General features: G+C 32.4%; 18 protein-coding genes, 1 tRNA gene and 1 other annotated feature. All 19 genes read right to left on the bottom strand.

Going from position 1 to position 21,061, the window contains the following annotated elements; genetic code table 11:
* Window positions 1–19: 19 nt before the first annotated feature.
* A complete protein-coding gene (rpoZ, locus tag HMPREF1984_RS00715; RefSeq protein WP_021765940.1) occupies window positions 20–199 on the bottom strand; it encodes a DNA-directed RNA polymerase subunit omega in 180 nt (59 codons plus the stop codon).
* A gap of 30 nt (window positions 200–229) precedes the next feature.
* Complete coding sequence (gene gmk, locus HMPREF1984_RS00710) at window positions 230–775, bottom strand: guanylate kinase (protein WP_021765939.1); 546 nt, start codon at window positions 773–775, stop codon at window positions 230–232.
* 81 nt (window positions 776–856) lie between these two features.
* Window positions 857–4,855 (bottom strand): DNA-directed RNA polymerase subunit beta', encoded by a 3,999-nt coding sequence (gene rpoC, locus HMPREF1984_RS00705; protein ID WP_021765938.1) that lies wholly within the window; start codon window positions 4,853–4,855, stop codon window positions 857–859.
* Between the two features lie 82 nt (window positions 4,856–4,937).
* Window positions 4,938–5,702 (bottom strand): BPL-N domain-containing protein, encoded by a 765-nt coding sequence (locus HMPREF1984_RS00700; protein ID WP_021765937.1) that lies wholly within the window; start codon window positions 5,700–5,702, stop codon window positions 4,938–4,940.
* Window positions 5,703–5,714: 12 nt separating this feature from the next.
* Complete coding sequence (gene rpoB, locus HMPREF1984_RS00695) at window positions 5,715–9,161, bottom strand: DNA-directed RNA polymerase subunit beta (protein WP_021765936.1); 3,447 nt, start codon at window positions 9,159–9,161, stop codon at window positions 5,715–5,717.
* A 289-nt stretch (window positions 9,162–9,450) separates the two neighbouring features.
* Window positions 9,451–9,822, bottom strand: a complete 372-nt coding sequence (rplL, locus tag HMPREF1984_RS00690) for a 50S ribosomal protein L7/L12 (RefSeq protein WP_021765935.1) — start codon at window positions 9,820–9,822, stop codon at window positions 9,451–9,453.
* Window positions 9,823–9,871: 49 nt separating this feature from the next.
* Entirely contained in the window at window positions 9,872–10,378 is a 507-nt protein-coding gene (gene rplJ / locus HMPREF1984_RS00685) for a 50S ribosomal protein L10 (protein WP_036099241.1), read from the bottom strand.
* 10 nt (window positions 10,379–10,388) lie between these two features.
* Window positions 10,389–10,540, bottom strand: a sequence feature (ribosomal protein L10 leader region).
* A 50-nt stretch (window positions 10,541–10,590) separates the two neighbouring features.
* Window positions 10,591–11,298 (bottom strand): 50S ribosomal protein L1, encoded by a 708-nt coding sequence (rplA, locus tag HMPREF1984_RS00680; protein ID WP_021765933.1) that lies wholly within the window; start codon window positions 11,296–11,298, stop codon window positions 10,591–10,593.
* A 121-nt stretch (window positions 11,299–11,419) separates the two neighbouring features.
* Complete coding sequence (gene rplK / locus HMPREF1984_RS00675; RefSeq protein ID WP_021765932.1) at window positions 11,420–11,845, bottom strand: 50S ribosomal protein L11; 426 nt, start codon at window positions 11,843–11,845, stop codon at window positions 11,420–11,422.
* A 105-nt stretch (window positions 11,846–11,950) separates the two neighbouring features.
* Entirely contained in the window at window positions 11,951–12,580 is a 630-nt protein-coding gene (gene nusG / locus HMPREF1984_RS00670; protein WP_021765931.1) for a transcription termination/antitermination protein NusG, read from the bottom strand.
* Window position 12,581: 1 nt separating this feature from the next.
* Entirely contained in the window at window positions 12,582–12,797 is a 216-nt protein-coding gene (gene secE / locus HMPREF1984_RS00665; RefSeq protein ID WP_021765930.1) for a preprotein translocase subunit SecE, read from the bottom strand.
* Between the two features lie 23 nt (window positions 12,798–12,820).
* Window positions 12,821–12,896: transfer RNA gene (locus HMPREF1984_RS00660), tRNA-Trp, on the bottom strand.
* Between the two features lie 14 nt (window positions 12,897–12,910).
* A complete protein-coding gene (gene rpmG / locus HMPREF1984_RS00655) occupies window positions 12,911–13,060 on the bottom strand; it encodes a 50S ribosomal protein L33 (protein ID WP_006807173.1) in 150 nt (49 codons plus the stop codon).
* Window positions 13,061–13,219: 159 nt separating this feature from the next.
* Window positions 13,220–14,284, bottom strand: coding sequence for a multifunctional transcriptional regulator/nicotinamide-nucleotide adenylyltransferase/ribosylnicotinamide kinase NadR (gene nadR, locus HMPREF1984_RS00650; protein WP_021765928.1), 1,065 nt, complete (start codon window positions 14,282–14,284; stop codon window positions 13,220–13,222).
* Window positions 14,274–15,620, bottom strand: a complete 1,347-nt coding sequence (locus HMPREF1984_RS00645) for a DNA recombination protein RmuC (RefSeq protein WP_021765927.1) — start codon at window positions 15,618–15,620, stop codon at window positions 14,274–14,276. The genes nadR and HMPREF1984_RS00645 overlap by 11 nt, the downstream gene beginning before the upstream one ends.
* Before the next feature lie 13 nt (window positions 15,621–15,633).
* Complete coding sequence (locus HMPREF1984_RS00640) at window positions 15,634–16,914, bottom strand: YihY/virulence factor BrkB family protein (RefSeq protein ID WP_021765926.1); 1,281 nt, start codon at window positions 16,912–16,914, stop codon at window positions 15,634–15,636.
* Between the two features lie 80 nt (window positions 16,915–16,994).
* Complete coding sequence (thiI, locus tag HMPREF1984_RS00635) at window positions 16,995–18,182, bottom strand: tRNA uracil 4-sulfurtransferase ThiI (RefSeq protein ID WP_036099238.1); 1,188 nt, start codon at window positions 18,180–18,182, stop codon at window positions 16,995–16,997.
* A gap of 43 nt (window positions 18,183–18,225) precedes the next feature.
* Complete coding sequence (locus HMPREF1984_RS00630; protein WP_021765924.1) at window positions 18,226–19,374, bottom strand: cysteine desulfurase family protein; 1,149 nt, start codon at window positions 19,372–19,374, stop codon at window positions 18,226–18,228.
* 159 nt (window positions 19,375–19,533) lie between these two features.
* Window positions 19,534–21,003, bottom strand: coding sequence for a hypothetical protein (locus tag HMPREF1984_RS00625; RefSeq protein WP_021765923.1), 1,470 nt, complete (start codon window positions 21,001–21,003; stop codon window positions 19,534–19,536).
* Window positions 21,004–21,061: the final 58 nt, after the last annotated feature.

The following is a 21,061-nucleotide window of genomic DNA, read 5'->3' as shown; positions in this document are numbered from 1 at the left end:
ATCATTAAGTAAAATTTATTTATTCTTTAATTTCAATTTCATCATTCATAATGTCCTCAAACACATTATCCATGATCTTAAATTTTTCATTACCCTTCATAAACTCTTTTTTTGCTACTTTTCCTGCAACTATTGCCAACTCATATTTATTAGGTATTTTTGATAATAAATCATCAATAGTTATTTTTTCTTTTTTCATTTTTCCTCCATTCAGGGAATAATTCAAAGCTTATCCTTCTATTATATCTATTAATTCCTGTATTGAATCATCCAAATTTTCATTTATAATCGTATAATTATATTTATCTTCATACTTCAGCTCAGTTTCAGCATTCTTCAGTCTTGTCTGTATTACTTCTTCTGAATCTGTTTTTCTGTCACGCAGTCTTTTTTCAAGGATGTCCATATCTTTTGTTCTGAAGAATACTAAAATAGCATCCTTCTTTTTTTCCTTGGCTATAAGTGCCCCCTGAACATCAATTTCCAGTATTACATTAAGACCTTTATCAAGATTTTCCTCTACTGTTTTTTTCAGTGTACCGTAATAATTTCCATGAACTTCTGCATATTCATAAAATTCATCATTGGCAATTTTATTCTTAAATTCCTCTTTAGATAGGAAAAAATAATCTTTTCCGTCAATTTCCCCGTCTCTTGGATTTCTTGTAGTTGCAGAAATTGAAAGAGGAATATTAAGCTTGTCTTTTACAATTTTAGTTACTGTTGATTTACCTGAACCACTGGGTCCTGATACTATAATTAGTTTTCCTCTCATGTCAACCTCTTTTTAGAGAATGAAAGGCTGGAAAAATTTACATTCTCAATTATTTCAGCCTTCATCTCCTATCTTAATATTCTATTCTTTAACTACTATAATTTCTTCTGCTGTTTCTTCTGCAAGAACTTCATCTTCCAGCACTTCATTTTTCAATGTTACTTTTATGTGCTTGTAATCCTTGAATCCTGTTCCACTTGGTATTTTCTTACCTATAATTACATTTTCCTTCAATCCTTCAAGCTTATCTATTTTTCCTTCAACAGCGGCATTTGCAAGAACTTTTGTTGTTTCCTGGAATGACGATGCTGAGATAAAGCTTTCTGTATTTACTGCGGCTTTAGTTATACCTTGTATTACAGGTTCATATGTTGCAGGAGTTTTACCTTTTTCGATTAATTTAGCATTTTCTCTTTCCACTATTTTCTTGTCGATTAATTCGTCTTCAAGGAATAATGTATCTCCTGCTTCTCTTATTTTAACCTTCTGGAACATCTGTTTAACGATTATTTCAATGTGTTTATCATTTATTGGAACGCCTTGTTCCCTATACACTTGCTGTACTGATTCCAGTATAAACTGCTGGGCAGCTACAAGTCCTTTTATTTTCAGTATATCGTGTGGTGATACAGGTCCGTCAGTAATTTTTGCACCTTTTTCAATAAGCATTTCATTTGTTACTACAAGGTGTTCTCCTACTGGAACTGTATATTCCTTGATAATTTTTCCTGATTCAGGATCTTCAATCGTTATAAGTCTCATACCTTTTCTTTTCTTATCTGAGAATACAACACGTCCTGCTACTTCTGTCAGAGTTGCCTTTCCTTTTGGATTACGTGCTTCAAATAATTCCTGTACTCTTGGAAGACCTCCCGTAATATCCTTGTTTCCTTCTCCTGTTTTCAGGATTTTTGTTATAATCTGACCTTTTTTAACTGTATCCCCTTCTTTTACCATTAGATATGCTCCATATGGAATACTGTATTCAGCAACTTTCTTGTTTTTGCTGTAAATTATAATTCTAGGGTTTACATCACTGCTTTCTACAGGTTTTATGGCTATTCTTTCTGTAACTCCATATTTAACATCAATATTTTCCCTTACATAGATGTCTCTAAATTCTACTTTTCCTGCTTCAGAAGTAATTATAGGTATCTGATAAGGATCAAATTCAACTAAAAGCTGATCTCTTTCTACACTTTCCCCATCCTTTACCTTAAGGATTGATCCTGAAGGCACTTCATATCTATGTTTTCCTATAATTATTCTTCCTGTCTGGGAAACTACTACTTCTACTCCCTTATCATTTTCAAGAGTTTTAATATCTTTAAGTTTTACTTTTCCTGCTACTTCAGCCTTATAATTGGATTGAACTTCTGCAGCTGTCGCAACTCCTCCTGTATGGAATGTACGCATTGTAAGCTGTGTACCAGGTTCTCCGATTGACTGTGCAGCAACAACTCCTACCGCTTCTCCCTTAAGTATTTCTTTATGGTTGGACAGATCCACTCCATAACATTTTTTACATACTCCTTTTTCAAGCTTACATGTTAACGGAGTTCTTATTTTTACTTCCCTGATTTCAAGTTCTTCGATTTTCTTTACTAAATCTTCTGTTATCATTGTATTTCTAGTAGCAATCACTTCTCCATTATGTACAAGATCTTCAGCAAGGTTTCTTCCGTATATTCTTTCTCCAAGCTTTTCTATTACTTTTCCTGCATCAACAAGATCAGAAACTACTATTCCACCGTCACAGCCGCAATCATCGTGGTTAACTATAACTTCATGGGAAATATCAACTAGTCTACGAGTAAGGTATCCTGAATCCGCCGTTCTTAGTGCCGTATCCGCAAGACCTTTTCTCGCTCCATGTGATGACATGAAGAATTCCAGTATGTTAAGACCTTCCCTGAAGTTCGCCTTTATAGGTACCTCTATAATACGTCCCTGTGTATCTGACATCAGACCACGCATTCCTCCAAGCTGTCTCATCTGTTTAATAGATCCTCTGGCTCCTGAATTCGCCATCATGTATACCGGGTTAAATTCATCAAGATTATCCATCATTTCAGTTGTAATTTCCTCTACTGCTTCTGACCATATAGCAACTGTTCTTCTATATCTTTCAATATCTATTATTTCTCCTGATTTATACTGCTGTTCAATTTCAGCAACATCAGCTTCGGCTTTTTCAAGTATAGCCTTCTTAGTTTCAGGAATTTCCAGATCTTCTATTCCTACTGTAATTCCGGCCATTGTTCCGTAATGGAATCCAAAATCCTTTATTTTATCTATTAATTCTGAAGTTTTTGCAAATCCAAATTTCTTGTAAAGGTCGGCAATAAGTTTTCCAAGTTCCCCTTTACCAAAAGTTTTTGAATAATCTCTTACTTCTTTAGGAAGCATCGTATTAAACATTAATCTTCCCGGTGTTGTTTCTATTAATTCTCCATCAATTCTAACTTTTACAAGTGAGTGTGTATCAACCTGTTTAGACTGATGTGCAGTGATTAACTGATTTTTATTCGAGAAGATTTTTCCTTCACCTTTTACTCCTCTTTTTTCCTTAGTCATATAGTAACATCCCATAACCATATCCTGTGAAGGTACTGCAATTGGTTTCCCACTTGAAGGGGCAAGAATGTTATTTGTTGCCAGCATTAAAAGTTTAGCTTCCATCTGTGCTTCATTTGAAAGTACAAGATGGACTGCCATCTGGTCACCATCAAAATCGGCGTTGAAGGCAGAACATACTAACGGATGCAGTCTTATTGCTTTACCTTCTATCAGAATTGGCTCAAATGCCTGTATTGAAAGTCTATGTAATGTTGGGGCACGGTTTAACAGTACCGGATGATTTTTTATAATTTCTTCAATTAGTTCCCATACATTTTCATCTTCTTCTTCTACCATTTTCTTTGCAATTTTAATATTTGAAGCTAACTCCCTCTTTACAAGTTCTCTCATAAGGAAAGGTTTATATAGTTCAAGTGCCATTTTCTTAGGAAGTCCGCACTGGTTCATTTTTAAGCTAGGTCCAACTACGATAACCGATCTTCCTGAATAGTCTACCCTTTTTCCCAATAGGTTCTGTCTAAATCTTCCCTGTTTTCCTTTAAGCATATCAGACAGCGACTTAAGTTCCCTGTTATTCTGAGTTACTACCGGTTTTCCTCTTCTACCGTTATCAATTAATGCATCTACCGCTTCCTGAAGCATTCTTTTTTCATTTTTTATTACTATTTCAGGAGCTTTTATTGACATAAGTTTCTGTAATCTTATATTTCTGTTAATAACTCTTCTATATAAATCATTTAAATCTGAAGTTGCAAATCTTCCTCCATCCAGCTGAACCATAGGTCTTAAATCTGCCGGAATAACAGGTAATACTGTCAGAATCATCCATTCAGGTCTGTTTCCTGCCAGTATTAAATCTCTTACTATTTTTAATCTCTTAATAATTTTCTTTCTTTTCTGTGAAGAACTTACTGTATCCATTTCATTTTCAAGTTCTTTTTCAAGAACATTCAAATCAATTTCTTCCAATAGTTTTAGAATTCCTTCTGCTCCCATTTTAGCAGTAAATCCATTTTTATGCTGACTTTCATGTAACTTGTATTCCCTATCTGTTAAAATTTGTCCTTTTTCAAGTTCTGTTTCCCCTGGATCAGTTACTATATATCTTGAAAAATATAATACAGACTCAAGTTCTTTAGTACTTATTCCTAATAATAAACTCATTTTATTAGGTGTACCTTTTGAATACCATATATGTGCAATTGGAGTTGCAAGTTTAATATGACCCATTCTTTCTCTTCTTACTTTGGAAGTTGTTACTTCAACTCCACATTTTTCACAGGTCATTCCTTTGTATCTCATTCTTTTATATTTTCCACATGAACATTCGTAATCCTTTGATGGTCCGAATATTTTTTCGCAGAATAATCCGTCCATTTCAGGTTTTAATGTTCTGTAGTTTATTGTTTCGGCCTTTGTAATTTCACCATAAGACCATTCTAGTATCTTCTCAGGTGAAGCTAATTTAATTTGAATACTGTCAAAATCTCTTATACTCATTAAGAAAGAGCCTCCTTAATATATATTTCAGCTTTTTAAAAGCTGACAAACTCAATATTTCCATATTTCATAACTTTATATTTTATTGTTTATTTATTATCTTTACTATTTCATTCCAGATTCTATTTCCATAATTTTCAGTGAAATGACTGCAGATAATTTCTTCCTTGTCTTTGTCCTTCATATCAGCTTTTTCCAGAACAAACTTCCTATACTGTTCCTTTTCAAGCTCAAAATGAACTGCTGAAAGAAGATAATTACCTTTTCCAGCTTTTCCCTTAATTACTGCAGGGGTGTTATCTTCATACTTTGCTATTACCCTGTATCTGTGATTTATTATTGAATCAGGAATAAATACAGGACCTCCATGATAGTAAAAACATTCCTCGGATAATTTTTCCTTGAATTTCAGTGAAATCATTGCCTTAGATTCTGCTTCGTCATCACTGAAATAATTTCCATCTGTCAGAAATGGCAGTGAACCTTCTGCTGTCCCTTCAAAAAGTCCAAGTTCTCTGTCTCCACTGACTTCATAATCTTTTCCTTTAAAATTTATTCTTCTGCAGGCATAATAAGCTCCAGCACATATTCCTATGTAAAAACCTCCATCTTCAATAAATTTTCTTATTTTTCTATTTCCGAGGCCATTCAGCTTTTTACAATAGGGTAAATCTGCACCTCCAGGCATTACAAATATATTTTTTCCTTGTAATACTCCGTCTAAAATATCTTCAGACTTTATATACCTGTAAGGAAGCTTCAATCTTTTCCTGCAATTTTCTTCGATTGAAGCTATCCCTGCCTTATCTGTTCCTTCATCAGAATAAATAAACACACATTTACTCATTTTACCTCTGTATTATAAATCTATATTTTTATCAAGTTCTATAGGATTTTCATCCTTGTCATAAAGTGTAACATCTAATCCTAAAGACTGGAATTCCTTAATCAATACTCTGAATGATTCAGGTGCATCTGCTTCAGGCATTGGCTGTCCTTTTACTATTGCTTCATATGTTTTTGTTCTTCCGCCTATATCATCTGATTTTACTGTAAGCATTTCCTGTAGTATATTTGATGCTCCGTATGCTTCAAGAGCCCATACTTCCATTTCTCCCAATCTTTGTCCACCAAACTGCGCTTTACCTCCAAGAGGCTGCTGTGTAACAAGTGAATATGGTCCGATTGCTCTGGCGTGCATTTTATCCTCAACCAGATGGTGAAGTTTAAGCATGTACATTCTTCCTACAGTTACAGGATTGTCAAATGGTTCCCCTGTTCTTCCGTCTATAAGCTTAACTTTTCCTGTTCTGCTGTATCCGGCATCTTCAAGGAAATCTTTTACATCTTCTTCGCTGGCTCCATCAAATACAGGTGTTGCAATATATTTATCCATATCTCCAATTGCAAGTCCCAAATGCACTTCCAATACCTGTCCGATATTCATACGTGATGGAACCCCTAGCGGATTAAGACATATATCAATTGGAGTACCATTTTCCAAATGTGGCATATCTTCAATAGGAAGCACTCTCGAAATAACTCCTTTATTTCCGTGTCTTCCTGACATTTTATCTCCAACCATTATTTTTCTTTTTTCTGCAATATATATTCTTACAAGCTGATTTACTCCTGCTTTCAGGTCATCCCCATTTTCTTTGGATAACACAAGTACATCAACTACTGTTCCTTTTACCCCGTGAGGTAATCTTAATGAAGTATCCCTTACATCTTTAGCCTTTTCTCCGAAAATTGCCCTCAACAGTTTTTCTTCTGCAGGTGGTTCACTTTCCCCTTTAGGTGTTACTTTTCCTACAAGTATATCATCCGGAGTAACGTGTGCCCCTATTCTTATAATTCCATTTTCATCAAGATTTTTAAGTGCTTCTTCAGAAACATTAGGTATTTCCCTAGTTATTTCTTCATCTCCAAGTTTTGTTGTTCTTGATTCAATATCAAACTCTTCAATGTGTAACGATGTAAATACATCATCTTTTCTAAGTCTTTCTGATATTAAAATTCCATCCTCGAAATTGTATCCTTCCCAAGGCATGAATGCCAGCAGGATATTTTTTCCAAGTGCTAGATCTCCACCGGCTGTTGAAGGTCCGTCAGCTATAATATCACCTTTTTTAACTTTTTCATCTAAATCTACTATTGGTTTCTGATGCAGACACATTGACTGGTTCGACTTTTCAAAGTTAAGCAGTCTATGATTATGTTCTACACCATTTTTATCTGTTACAGTTATTCTGTTTGCATCAACATAAGTTACTTTTCCTGTTGCTTTTGAAGTTATAACTGCTCCTGAATCTATTGCAACTTTTCTTTCAAGTCCTGTTCCTACATAAGGAGCCTGCGTCTTCAATAATGGTACTGCCTGACGCTGCATGTTTGATCCCATAAGTGCACGGTTGGCATCATCATGTTCAAGGAACGGTATTAATCCTGCTGAAACAGATACAAGCTGTTTTGGAGATACATCCAGTAAATCAACTTTTGATTTATCTATATTTACTATTTCTTCCCCATAACGGCATACTACTTCATCTGTAAGGAAGTTCCCGTCTTCATCTATTAATGTGTCTGCCTGGGCGATGAACTTTCCTTCTTCTTCGTCTGCACCAAGATATTCTATATCCTCAAAATCTGCTTTACCTTCTTTTATTTTAACAAATGGAGTTTCTATAAACCCATATTTGTTAACTTTTCCATAAGTAGATAATGATCCTATCAATCCTATATTCGGTCCTTCCGGAGTTTCTATAGGACATATTCTTCCATAATGTGAGTTATGAACGTCACGCACTTCGAATCCCGCTCTTTCTCTTGAAAGTCCTCCAGGTCCTAATGCAGATATTCTTCTCTTATGTGTCAATTCAGCAAGCGGGTTTGACTGATCCATAAACTGTGACAACTGTCCACTTCCAAAGAATTCAAGTATCAGTGCATTTAACGGTTTAGTGTTAAGTAAGCTTTGCGGTGTTAAAGTTGTAATATCCTGAACTGTCATTTTTTCCCTTACCATTTTTGACATTTTCAGCATTCCACCTTTAACCTGAATAGAAAGTAATTCTCCAACTCCTCTTACCCTTCTGTTTGACAGATTATCTATATCATCTGTAAATCCTTCACCATTAACAAGTTTTTTAACATAATCGATAGTCTGTAACACATCTTCCTTTGTTAACACGATTATATCTTCAGGTACATCCTGTTTTAACCTTTTATTGATTTTATATCTTCCAACATCTGCCAGGTCATATCTCTGAGGATTGAAGAACATTTGTTTTACAAGTGATCTTGCACTTTCCACAGTTACTAAATCTCCTGGTCTTAATTTCTTGAATACTTCAATAACAGCTTCATCATTTGTCTTTGTATTATCATGTATTAATGAATTTGCTATTATTCTGTCTTCAGGTTTTACTTCCCAGATTTTTATAGCAGGAATAGTATTTTCCCTAATTTTTTCTATTACTATATTATCAATTAATTCCTGAGATTCTGCTACAAATTCTCCTGTTTCTTCATCAAGTATATCTTCATGAATGAAGCTTCCTTCAAGTTTAGTTCTTAATACTTCATCAAGTTCATCACCTTTGTATTTTTCATAAAGTGAAGCCAGTTCAACTTCCTTCACTTCAAAGAATTCATTCATAATTTCTTCATTAGTCATGAAAAAGTCAACTGCTTTTAAAAATACCGTTGACAAAACTTTCTTTCTTCTATCAATTTTTACATTTAAAATATCATTTTTATCAGTTTCAAATTCGAGCCATGTCCCTTTATAAGGAATTATTTTTCCAATAAACACATCTTTACCAGTTTGAATATTCAATTCTTTATTAAATGTAATACCCGGTGATCTGTGCAATTGTGAAACAACAACCCTCTCAGCACCGTTTATAACGAATGTTGCTTTATCCGTCATCAATGGAATATCACCAAAATGAACTAATGTTTCCTGTATTTCCTGAGTTTTTTTATTAGTCAGTTTCAATCTTACTTTTAATTGTCCTGAATACGTTTTCCCTCTCTTTTTACATTCCAGTTCATCATTTAAAGGGACATCATTGTCATGTATTTCATACCATAAATACTCAAGTTTTAATAACCCGTTACTGGATTCAATCGGAAAAATTTCATTGAAAATCGCTTCAAATCCTTTATTTTCTCTTTTTTGAGGTGCTACTTTAGCTTGTAGAAAATCTTCATAAGAATTTATCTGAAATTCAAGAAAATGTGGCATTGTTCCTCTGTCTACTATTTTTCCGAAACTGTATCTTTCAATAAGTTTGCTCATTTAAAAAATTCCTCCCTATATTAAAGAACATATCTTTAATCATATATAAATTTGTGCAATTTTTATGTTACAATTTCTTAATTACATTCCATAATTTCCAATTTGCACTTTTATATTTTTTACAAGTCAGTTAAGTGTATATAAAAATTAATACAATAAAGAATGTTCAAAAAATCAAAAACACAATAAAATCAAGCTTTCCAGCCTTTTTTTCTTCTTTCATAAACTTTATAGTGGAAAAAGACACTCTCCAACCTAAGAGTGTCTTCACTATCAATGCTGTATATTATTATTTTAATTCTACAGTTGCTCCTGCACCTTCTAATTGTGCCTTTAAAGCTTCAGCTTCATCTTTAGAAACACCTTCTTTTACAGCTTTTCCTCCTGCTTCAACTAATTCTTTAGCTTCTTTCAGTCCTAATCCAGTGATTCCTCTTACTTCTTTAATAACTGCTAATTTTGCAGCTCCTGCAGAAACAAGAATTACATCAAATTCAGTTTTTTCTTCAGCTGCTGCTCCACCTGCTGCTGCTCCACCTGCAACTGCTACTGGCTGTGCAGATACTCCAAAAGTTTCTTCAATTGCTTCTACTACTTCTTTTAATTCTAATACGCTCATAGCTTTTAAATCTTCTATAAATTGTTCTTTATTAAATGCCATTATTTTTTTCCTCCTATTTTTTCTTTTAATTTTTTATTTTTATTTTCTATTATTCTGCTGATACACCTTCAGCTTGTTTATCAGCTAAGTTTGATAATCCTACTGCTAACATTCTTACTGGTGACAGTAATCCGTATGCTATTTGTCCTAACAGTTCGTCTCTTGAAGGTAATTTAGCTAATGCTTCTACAGTAGCTGCATCAACTCTATCTCCACCAAGCATTCCACCTTTGATAACTAATTTATCTTTTGTTTTCTTTCCAAAATCAAAAATTAATTTTGAAGGGGCAACACCATCTTCATATCCTACTGCGAAAGATGTAGTACCTTCTAATAAATCATCAAAGTTTGTTTCAACACCAACTGATTTTAGAGCTATCTTCATTAATCTGTTTTTAGCTACAAAATATTCAACTCCTGCTTCTCTTGCAGTCTTTCTTAATTCTGTATCTTCGTTAACGCTGATTCCTTTGTAATCAACAAACACCATTGCTTTAGCTTCTTTCAATTTGGCAGTTAAATTTTCTACTGCTTCTATTTTTGATTGTGCTGGCAATTTGTTCACCTCCTCATATTAAAAACCTCTGAAACAAAAACAATAAGCCCAGAGGTATGTATTAACGAATTCTTTATATTATATAGATTATTCATTTACTATTACCTCGGTAGGGTTTATGGAATTTCCACCTACTGTCTTTGGTTATCATTTTGAAATGTATTATTCATTTCGAAAATTATTATACACTATTTTTTTATTAAAATCAAGAATTATTTTCCAACAAAAGCTGCTACTAATATCGGATCAACTTTAATTCCAGGTCCCATTGTTAATGAGATAGCTACTGATCTTAAATATTGACCTTTTGAAGCTGCTGGTTTTAATTTAATAATTTGTTCCATAGCAACTTTAAAGTTTTCAGTTACTGCTTCTTTAGTGAAGTTAACTTTACCTAATGGTAAGTGTAAAGAACCTAACTTGTCAACTTTAAATGCAACTTTACCTTTTTTGAATTCTTCTACAGTTTGTTCAGCATTTGTAGTTACTGTTCCTGATTTAGGATTAGGCATTAATCCTTTTGTTCCTAAGATTTTTCCTAATTTTCCTAATTTAGGCATCATGTCTGGAGTAGCTATAACTAAATCAAAATCCATCCATCCACCTTGTATTTTTGTTATGTATTCATCATCACCAGCATAATCCGATCCTGCATCTAATGCTTTCTGGATATTTTCTCCTGATGTTATTGTTAATATTTTTACATTTTTCCCTGTACCATTTGGTAATACTACAGTTCCTCTTACTTGCTGATCAGCATGTCTTGGGTCTACTCCAAGTCTTATTGCTAATTCTACAGTTTCCACAAATTTAGCACTTTTAGTTTCAAATACTAATTCCAAAGCTTCCTCTGGAGTGTAAACTTTTGTTTTATCTACTTTCTGAGAAATTTCATTATATCTTTTTCCTCTTTTTGCCATTTATTATTTCCTCCTCTGTGGTCATTGGTTTTTTATAACCTTCCACTTAATCTGATAATTATTCTGCGATTTCCGTTTTTTCTACTTGAAATTTAGACTTCTAATTCATTAATTTTTATTATTAATCTGTTATTTTGATTCCCATGCTTCTTGCAGTTCCTGCTATTGTATTCATAGCCGCTTCTACACTTCCAGCATTTAAATCAGGTAATTTTGTTTCAGCTATTTCTTTTAATTGAGCTTTTGTTATTGTTCCTGCAGTTTCTTTTATAGAATTTCCTGCTCCTTTTTGAACTTTAGCCGCTTTTTTCAATAAATCTGATGCAGGTGGTGTTTTCAGAATGAAAGTGAAACTTCTATCTGCATATACTGATATTTCTACCGGTATAACGAATCCTGCTTTATCTTGAGTTTGTGCGTTGAACGCTTTACAGAATTCAGGTATGTTTACTCCGTGCTGCCCTAACGCCGGTCCTACTGGTGGAGCCGGATTAGCTTTCCCTGCTTCTAATTGTAATTTAATCTTCCCGATTACTTCTTTAGCCATTTTTCCTCCTCTGTGGTAACTGAATTTTTTAAATCTCCCACTTTTTCTTAAATTAAAATTTCGCTAACGTTATTCTTCTAATACTTAATCTTTGTTTTTTAATTTCTAATATTCACTTTTTTCCACTTCATTATATTCAAGCTCAACCGGAGTTAATCTTCCGAAAACTTCAAGCATGACAGTTACTCTACCATGTTCATAATCAATATCAGATATTTCACCTGTCTGGTCATAGAAAGAATCTTTCTTCACCACAACACGTTCTCCTATCTTAAAATCAATATTGAATCTGTTTTCGTTTTCGTTTGCTTCTACTCCTATTTTAGCTAATAAATCTGAAGCTTCTTCATCGGATAACGGTATTGGGTCACTTCCCACACCTACAAATCCTGTTACTCCGTTGGTATTTCTAATTACGTACCACGCATCACTATCTACACGGTATCCTAATCCCAACTCATTTTCTTCTCTGACAGATAACATCTCAATCATTACATAACTAGGAAACAGCTTTCTTGGAACCTTCACCATTTTTCCTCTTTTTTCTTCAAGTACTTCTTCTTCAGGAACAAGAATTCTGAAAACTCTGTCTGTAAGATTTAAAGATTCTATTCTTTTTTCAAGATCTGTCGCAACTTTTTTTTCGTATCCGGAATATGTATGAATTATATACCATTTTTTTTCGTAAACAATTCCATCTTCCGTTACTTCTTCTACATTAAAATCTTCCGTCACTTTACGCTCCTCCTAAAAAGCTTTTTAAAGTATTAGTTAATTTCAACAATATAAAGTTAAATCCTGTATCAAATATAACAGTATAAATCGCTATAAATAGAGTTATTAACAATACTATTACAGTAACATGAAAAACTTCTGCTTTTCCTGCCCAGTATATCTTTCTATATTCTTCACGTAAATTTCCGAAAGCTTTCCCTAAATTAAATTTACTCATAAAACATCTCCATAAAAATAAAATGGCAGGCCAGACAGGAATCGAACCCGTAACCCTCGGTTTTGGAGACCGATGCTCTACCAATTGAGCTACTGACCTATTTATATAATGTACTATTTAACTTCTCTATAAAGAGAATGTCTTTTAAGCACCGGATTATATTTTCTCATTTCTAATCTTTCAGGATGAGTTTTTTTGTTTTTAGTTGTAACATAATGTCTCAACTTAGTTTCAGTGCATTCTAAAATCACTTGTACTCTCATATCTTCTATCCCTCCCAATAAATATTGGTATTACCAGAATAAACTAGCTCAATTATAATAACATACTTTTTTAATAAAGTCAACCTTCTTTTGAAAATATTTCTAATTTTTTAAATTCTTATATGAAAATTGACTGTCTTTTCCAGTATTTTCCATACTTTAAACTGTTTTCTGATTTATATAATTATCTATTATTTCTATACTTTTAATATAATTTTCTGTCAGGCTTGTATTATTTTCATGTGTCAGTTTTATATATTTTTTATTATTTTTTTCAAGTAACTTTTGAAGTATTTCATTAAAAGTTCCCTTCTGATCTGTTTTTTCAATATATATTAACACATCAAAATTACTGTTTCTTATAAAATCTTCTATTACAGGATGTTCACTTTCATTGTTTTTTATATAATATGCCTGCAGTGAAGTAAACTCTGTGTCAATAATAACAAGTCTGTCGGCATTTTTTACACTTTCTGATATTTTCTGATTTTGACCATATGCTATCTGGCTATAATCTTCATATTGCAAGTTATCTTCATTATTCTGAAGCACTTCTTTTATGTATTCTTTTCTGTATTCCCTTACATATGTAGTATTATAATGGTTTGCCAGCTTATGAGTCAAATTAGTTTTCCCGGAATGTTCTGACCCTATAATTCCCACCTTCAATATAAAAAACTCTCTTACATATTTTGGTATAAAGTGCCAGTTTTTATAAGGATCCTTACGAATTTCTGTCGCACTTATGTTAAAGTTATTTCTTGATGTGTCTATTGTAATTATTTCAAGCTCATCACTAAAAACATCTGCTGTATATCCCTTATCAATAAAATTACTTTTGTAGTTTTCCACATCCTGTGGTTCATTTGTAAAAATCACATCTATCTTTATTTCATTTTTGGCAAGAACTTCCTTTACCCTGTCAGCCCATCCTGTCCAGCCATTAGGATAAGCCGGTATTCCGTCTTCCGCAAGATGAATCACCTTTATATTTTCCTGATATTTAAAAGTCTGTGTAACAAATCTGATTCTATCTTTTGTAGTTGGCATTTTTTTCATTTTTGATTCATTAAATAGCTTCATATCCCTTTCATCATCAGTACATACGAAAACATATAGTGTCTCCACATATCCGCTTGCCCTTTGTATAAAATCCACATGACCTATATGTAATGGGTAAAATTTACCAAAGATTATTCCATTTTTTCCTGTTTTATTCATCATCAGATTGCTCCTTTATATCTATTATTTCATTTTTTCTGTTTTCTATCTGTTCAGACATATTTACATTCGATATTGCAATAAATCTTTTGCTTATTTTATTTGACGTTGTTGTGATATCCTTAACATCCCTTGTTATTTTGTCTATATCCTTCTCAAGTGCCTTCCATCTCTTTTCATATCTTCCAAATTCTTCATGAAGTTTTGCAAGTTCTTCCTGAATTACATCAGCATACTTTTCCCTTTCAATGTTTGTAAGTACCATCTGTATTGTCGTCAGCACTGAAACCAACGTTGTCGGGGAAGCTATTCTTACATTTCTTTTGTAGGCATAGTCAATAATATCTGTATAGTAGGCATTAATTTCTGCAAAAATTGCTTCGGCAGGTAAAAACATTATTGCCTGGTCACTTGTTTCATTTCTGATTATGTATTTTGTTGAAATATCATCAATGTGTTTTTTCAGATTGTTCCCAAATTCTTTTCTTGCATTCATTCTTTCCTCATTTGTCAATTCCGAATCGTACATTCTACGATAATTTTCCAGCGGAAATTTCGAATCAATTGCAATATTTCCAATTGGTTCAGGTGTAAAAAGAATTGCATCCACAAGGGTATTATTTGAGAGTTTATACTGTTTTGCATATACCCTGTCATTTTTTTCTCCAAAAATCGATGCCAATATTTGATAAAGCTGTACTTCTCCAAATATTCCCCTAGTTTTCTTATCTGTAAGAATATCCTGAAGTGAAACAACATTACTTGAAAGGGATTCTATCTTTTTCTGTGCTTCATCAATTTTTCCCAATCTTTCAAGAACACTTCCAAAAGTTTTTGTTGTTTCTTCAAATCCCTTTGCAAGCCTTTCTTCAACTTTGGCATTCATAAGATCAAGTCTGCCTTCTATTTTTCTGTTCAATGCTTCAAAATCTTCATTTACACTCTTTTTAAATTCATCCTTGAATCTGTTTATGTTTGATGTCAGCCCCTGATTATTTTCATTCATTACAACTCCAATTTTCTGAATAAAATCATTGAACTTCATTAACAGTTTTTCGTTATTTCCTGATAACGCATTGTTAACTTCGCCTATCCCCTGCAATAAATTATTTTTCATACTCAGTGTAGTTGTTTTTTCAATTTCACCAAGCCTTCTTGCATTTTCACTTACACTTTTTTCTGTACTTGATATAAATTCCTTTATCAGCATCTGTTCTATTTCATCTTTCAGATAGAGTATTTCCAATTGCTGCTGTTTTCTTATCTTAAAAAGCTGGTACAGTGTAAGTACTGTTATTATAAGTATTACAGCTATCATTACTACAATTAATATTTCCATTTTTCTCCCTGCCCTATATATTTTTTAATAAAGTGTCATTTTTAAGTAAAAGATTTTTTCTTATTTTTTCCAGAAGCTCCTTGTCTTCATTTATAAGATTATCAAAAATATCTTCATATCTGTCTTCGTTTTTCCCTTCAAACCTGTCTATAAAGTTTTTTACAGTAAATACTTCCGGATCATAGGCAATCTGATATCCACTTTCTCCATTTTTATCCGCCATAATTTCATTAATAAATCCTATTTTTTCAAGTTCTGAAAGAATATCCTTCACAAACAGGCTTTCCATGTCGAGTCTTTTTGACAGTTCTATATGTGTGTAAGGATTTTCATTTTCCTTAAACCTTCTTATTATCAGTACAAGAATTAGTATCCCTGCTTCTTTTCTAAGTTTTATAGGCATTTCCACTCTTTCATTGTATAAAAATTCATCAGATGTCTGAATTGAAAAGGCTATCTGTGCCCCCAGCAATATAGTCACCCATATATACTGTACCCACACAAGGAAAATCGGAATAAACGCCAAACTTCCATATATTGCATTATATTTTGTTATAAATGACTGCAGGAATACAAACGCTTCCTTTAAGATGAAACATAGCAGAGCCGTTATTATTCCTGAAATAAATGCAGGTTTTAATTTTACATTCGTATTTGGAATAAGATAAAAAAGTAATGTAAACAGCAGAATGTAAAATGACGGTCCTACCATTTTTATAAACAATCCTATTACAAGTGTTTTTCCTAAGAAAAGTTCCCCTGCTTTTTCTATTACATATGAATTTGTAGCTATAATCACTATAAAGAATATAGGCCCTATAAATATAATGGCAATATAGTCTATTATCCTTCTTGTAAAGGATCTGCTTTTATTTACATTCCATATTTTGTTAAAAGAATCTTCCAGAACCATCAGAACTTTTATAGCCGAATTAATCAGAATAACCACACCGACTCCTGTCAGTATACTTCCTTCAGTGGAAACTAGAAGCTTGTTTGCAACATCCAGAACAGTTCTTACCATTCCTTCATTCTGGGGGACTATTTCAAAAATTTTTCTGATAAAGAGCCTGTCAAATCCAAATCCTTTTGATATACCTAATATTAAAGCTATGACTGGAAAAATGGCAAGCATTGAAAAATAAGTCAGGGAAGTTGACAGCATCTGGGTTTCTCCGTCACTGTAATTACGATATATTAGATTTATCATCTGTGCCGCTTCCTTGAATCTTTTCTTCAAATTTTCCTTATTTATTTTTGATAATATGTCTGAAATACTGAGTTTTATTTTCATACTTTGTAGTCATTCCTTTCAACGATTACTGATTAAATACATACTCCAGATTATCAGTATATTTTATATTTCTATATTCATTATCCCATATTGAAAAATTCTTTTTCTTCAAATATTTCTGCCATAAGTTCATCATAATTTTCAATTTTTGCCTCTTCTGCCAGAACATCTTCAAGCTTAGGATTTGTAACCGGATGTTTCGGTGCAAATATTACACATGAATCTTCAAATGGTTCTATTGATTTTTCATACGTTCCTATTTCCTTTGCAATATCTATTATTTCAGTTTTGTCCATTCCTATAAGAGGTCTAAATACCGGGATTCTTTCCATTGAGGCATTTGTACAAGTAAGGCCTCCCATTGTCTGGGACGCAACCTGCCCTAAGCTTTCACCTGTTATAAGTGCATGATAATTCATTGTTTCACTTAATCTTTCAGCAAGCCTCATCATTACCCTTCTTGTAAGTATTGTAGCCAGTTCCTTTTTAGTCTTTGAATTTATTGCTTCCTGCATTTTCAGTATATTCATTGAGTAAAGTCTTGTTTTTCCTGTATAAATTGACAATATATCTGTCAGTTCCTTTATTTTTTCAAGAGCCTGCTTACTTGTAAATGGAAAACTGTGGAATGTTACAAAATTTATACGCATTCCTCTTTTCGCCATCATAAACGAAGCAACCGGACTGTCAATTCCTCCTGAAAGCAGTACCAGACCTTTTCCTGTTGAACCGATTGGTAATCCTCCATATGTTTTAATTCTTTCGGTATACACATATACATCTTTTCTTATATCAACATTTATCTGAACATCAGGATCCTTCATCTGAACCTTTTCAAATGGACTGTTTATAAGGACATGGGCTCCCAGCTCCCTTGCATAATCCATAGATTTTTTCTCAAATCCTTTGTTACTTCTATTTACTCCTATTTTAAAAGTTCTCGCTCCCTGTTCATAAGCATAATTTGCAAATTCCAGCACCTTTGCCTTGATTTCTTCATCTTCCCTGTTTACTCTTGCTGAAGGGTTTAATCCTACAACTCCAAATATTTTTTTCAATTTTTCAACAACTTCATCCATGTCGTTATTATCCACTATTACATACAGCTTTGACAAATCATCAACAAGTTCATGGTTGAATCCATTTAAAGATTTATGTATTCTGTTTCTTAGCATTCTTTCAAACTGACCTCTATTTTTTCCCTTTAAGGATAGTTCACCGTATGATAGTCCTACTGAATTCAGCAGGGATTTATCCGTATAATTCATACTCATATTCCTTTCTATATCTAATCTATTTTTTATTAATATTTTATCTCATTTTTCTTATCTGTTCCACACTTTTTTTCAGAACTTCTACAGTTTTATCAATTTCCTCCGAAGTATTTCCTGAATAAAAACTGAATCTTATTGCTCCATCAAGCTCATCCTGTTTTAATCCCATTACTGTAAGAATTCTGCTGTTCCCTTTTTTAGACGAACATGCTGATCCTGTTGAAACATAAATTCCATTCATTCCTAAAAAATGTGTAAGAACTTCCCCTTTAGTCCCTTTAAATGATACATTAAGAACTTTAGGACTTGATTTTTCAATATCAAATATAGAATTAATTTTTACATTTTCTATATTTTCCTCTATTTTTTTTGCAAATTCAATTTTAAGATTCTGGAGATATTCCATATCTTTCTTATAATTTTTATCCAGTATTTCCACAGCCTTTGCAAATCCCAGTATCAATTCTGTCGGCATAGTTCTCTTTACAATTCCATTTTCAGAATTTGATCCATGAATAACATTTGCAATTTTTACATTTTCAGCAACATACACTGCTCCAATTCCTTTTGGTGCACATATTTTATGTCCGCTCACAGTGATTGCATCCACAGGAATTTTATCAAATTTTATCTCTGTACATCCAAGTCCCTGTACAAAATCAGTGTGAAAATAAATTTCCTTACTTTTTCCCTTTATAATTTTAGCAATTTCCTTTAAATTCTGGATAGAGCCTACTTCACTGTTTACAGCTCCTATTGAAACAAGAGACGTGTCATCTCTTAGAAGACTTTTCAGCTGTTCCAGGTTAATGAAACCCTCCTTGTCCACATCAAGAAAATCAACTTCAAATCCCTTTGTTTCATAATACTTGAATGTATCATAAACAGACGGATGCTCTATTTTTGTAGTAATCAGATGTTTCTTTGTTCTTGAATTTGCTTCAACAATTCCCTGAATAACAAGATTATTTCCGTCTGAACCTCCCGCTGTAAAATATACCCTTGCAGGATTTACTCCTAAAAAATTCCCTACTGTTTTTCTTGCATTTTTTATTTTTAAAAATATTTCATGAGAAAAATCATGGATTGCATCAGGATTCCCATAACTTTCCCTCATTGTATCAGTCATTACTTTTATGACTTCCTCACTTGGTTTTGTACTTGCCGCATTATCTAGATATATCATTTTTATCCCTCTTTGTTTTGATTTTATATTTTTTAGGCTCAATTTTTTGATTTTTTGAGCCTATAAATTTTTTTAGACTCAATTTTTTACTTTTTTGAGCCTATAAATTTTTTTAGACTTAATTTTTTCATTTTTTAAGCCTATAAATTTTTTTAGGCTCTATTTCCTATTTCTTATTTTTTCAAAAAACATTCTATAGCTGTTATTCTTTCTTCTGTTATATCCTATTATTCTTGAGTAGTTTCTTTTATTCTTCATATGTGACAGTTCATCATCGCCATTTTTCCTTATGTATTTCTCAATCATTTTCAAAATTTTAAAATTCTCTAAAAATACAGGAAGAAGCAAAATAATAAAAATCAGCAGGTAAGATTTTGAAAAATATGAAAGCACAACACTTATTGTATCATAACCTTTTTTCAAGTTTTTATCAAAAAGCAGATTGAGGATGTAGCTTCTTAACAGATATGTCTGCACCAATGCTATCGGAAACATCAGAAGCTTTACTGCCTGCAATATTGAAAAAACTGATTTTTTTATTGCTTTCTTTTTTCTTTCATTCAGCATCAGCCTGTCAATTATTTTCTGACTGTCTTCATTTGGAAATTTATAGTATTCATATTCTATCAGAATAAATATAACGAGCACTATAAATAGCAAATTATTTATTATTTCCTTTATTTTCAGGTTAATTCCTATTACTCCAAAATCGCTTATTTTCTTATTTTCATCCCTCAGTTCAAAATTATTGTTCAATATGAGGGTCTCTCCATTGTCAAGTTTAATTATCTTTCCGTAAACTTCCCCTTCGATTCTTTTTTTATTCTTCAGCCTTATTTTCACTGTATCCCAGTTAAAGTAAATTATCTTACCTTTCAGCCATTGAGACTCTTTCTTTTCATTTGTAAAATACAATGTCACTTTATTATTATCATCAATCACTGTATTTTCAATATTTATGTTTCCTTTTTTAGAATCTTCGTTAGTAATAATCTTAAGATTTTCATCTATTCTCCATTTTATCCTGCTGTCTTTGTTGACTATTTCAATACTGCTATTTTTCAGTTCATCTATTGAATTTATTTCAGCTTCCTTTATCAGGACGGATTTCTTATTTAAGTTCTCAAGCTCCTGCCTGTAGGAATTTAGGAAATATCCTGTTCCAAGACTTATCATAATTATAAGGAATATCCTTTTTATATTGTAATTATAATAATAGGCACTGAAAATTTTCTTTTTTATAACTACAGTAATCAATATTGAAAGCAACGAAAGCAGAATGATTATAACTGCCGAAACGTATATAAAATAATTGTATCCCTTCAGATTCAGTGAAATATTCAGAAAAGATATGCATAACAGAATTATCAGTAAAAATCTGATAATATAACGGTTTACATTTACAATTCCTACTTTTCCGTTCTTTATATCCTGAATTTTTTCCAGCTTTCTGTAAATCTCATCCTTTTCATTACTTGCAATCTTTAGCCTGCTATTAAGCATTTTCGATTTTCTGTCCAGTTCTTTTAATAATTCTGTTGAGTTTTCAACTTCTTTTTTTCTTATTTCTGTAAAATATTTTTTAAATAATTGGACAATTTCCAATTTTCCTTTAAATAATTCTTTCATAAATATATCCTCTTCAGATTAAAACAAAAACTCAGCCATTAAACTGAGTTTTTTTTTA

The sequence above is a fragment of the Leptotrichia sp. oral taxon 215 str. W9775 genome (assembly GCF_000469505.1).
GTDB lineage: Bacteria > Fusobacteriota > Fusobacteriia > Fusobacteriales > Leptotrichiaceae > Leptotrichia_A.
Note: the sequence above shows the minus strand (reverse complement) of the source record. Positions and strands in the feature narration are given on the sequence as shown.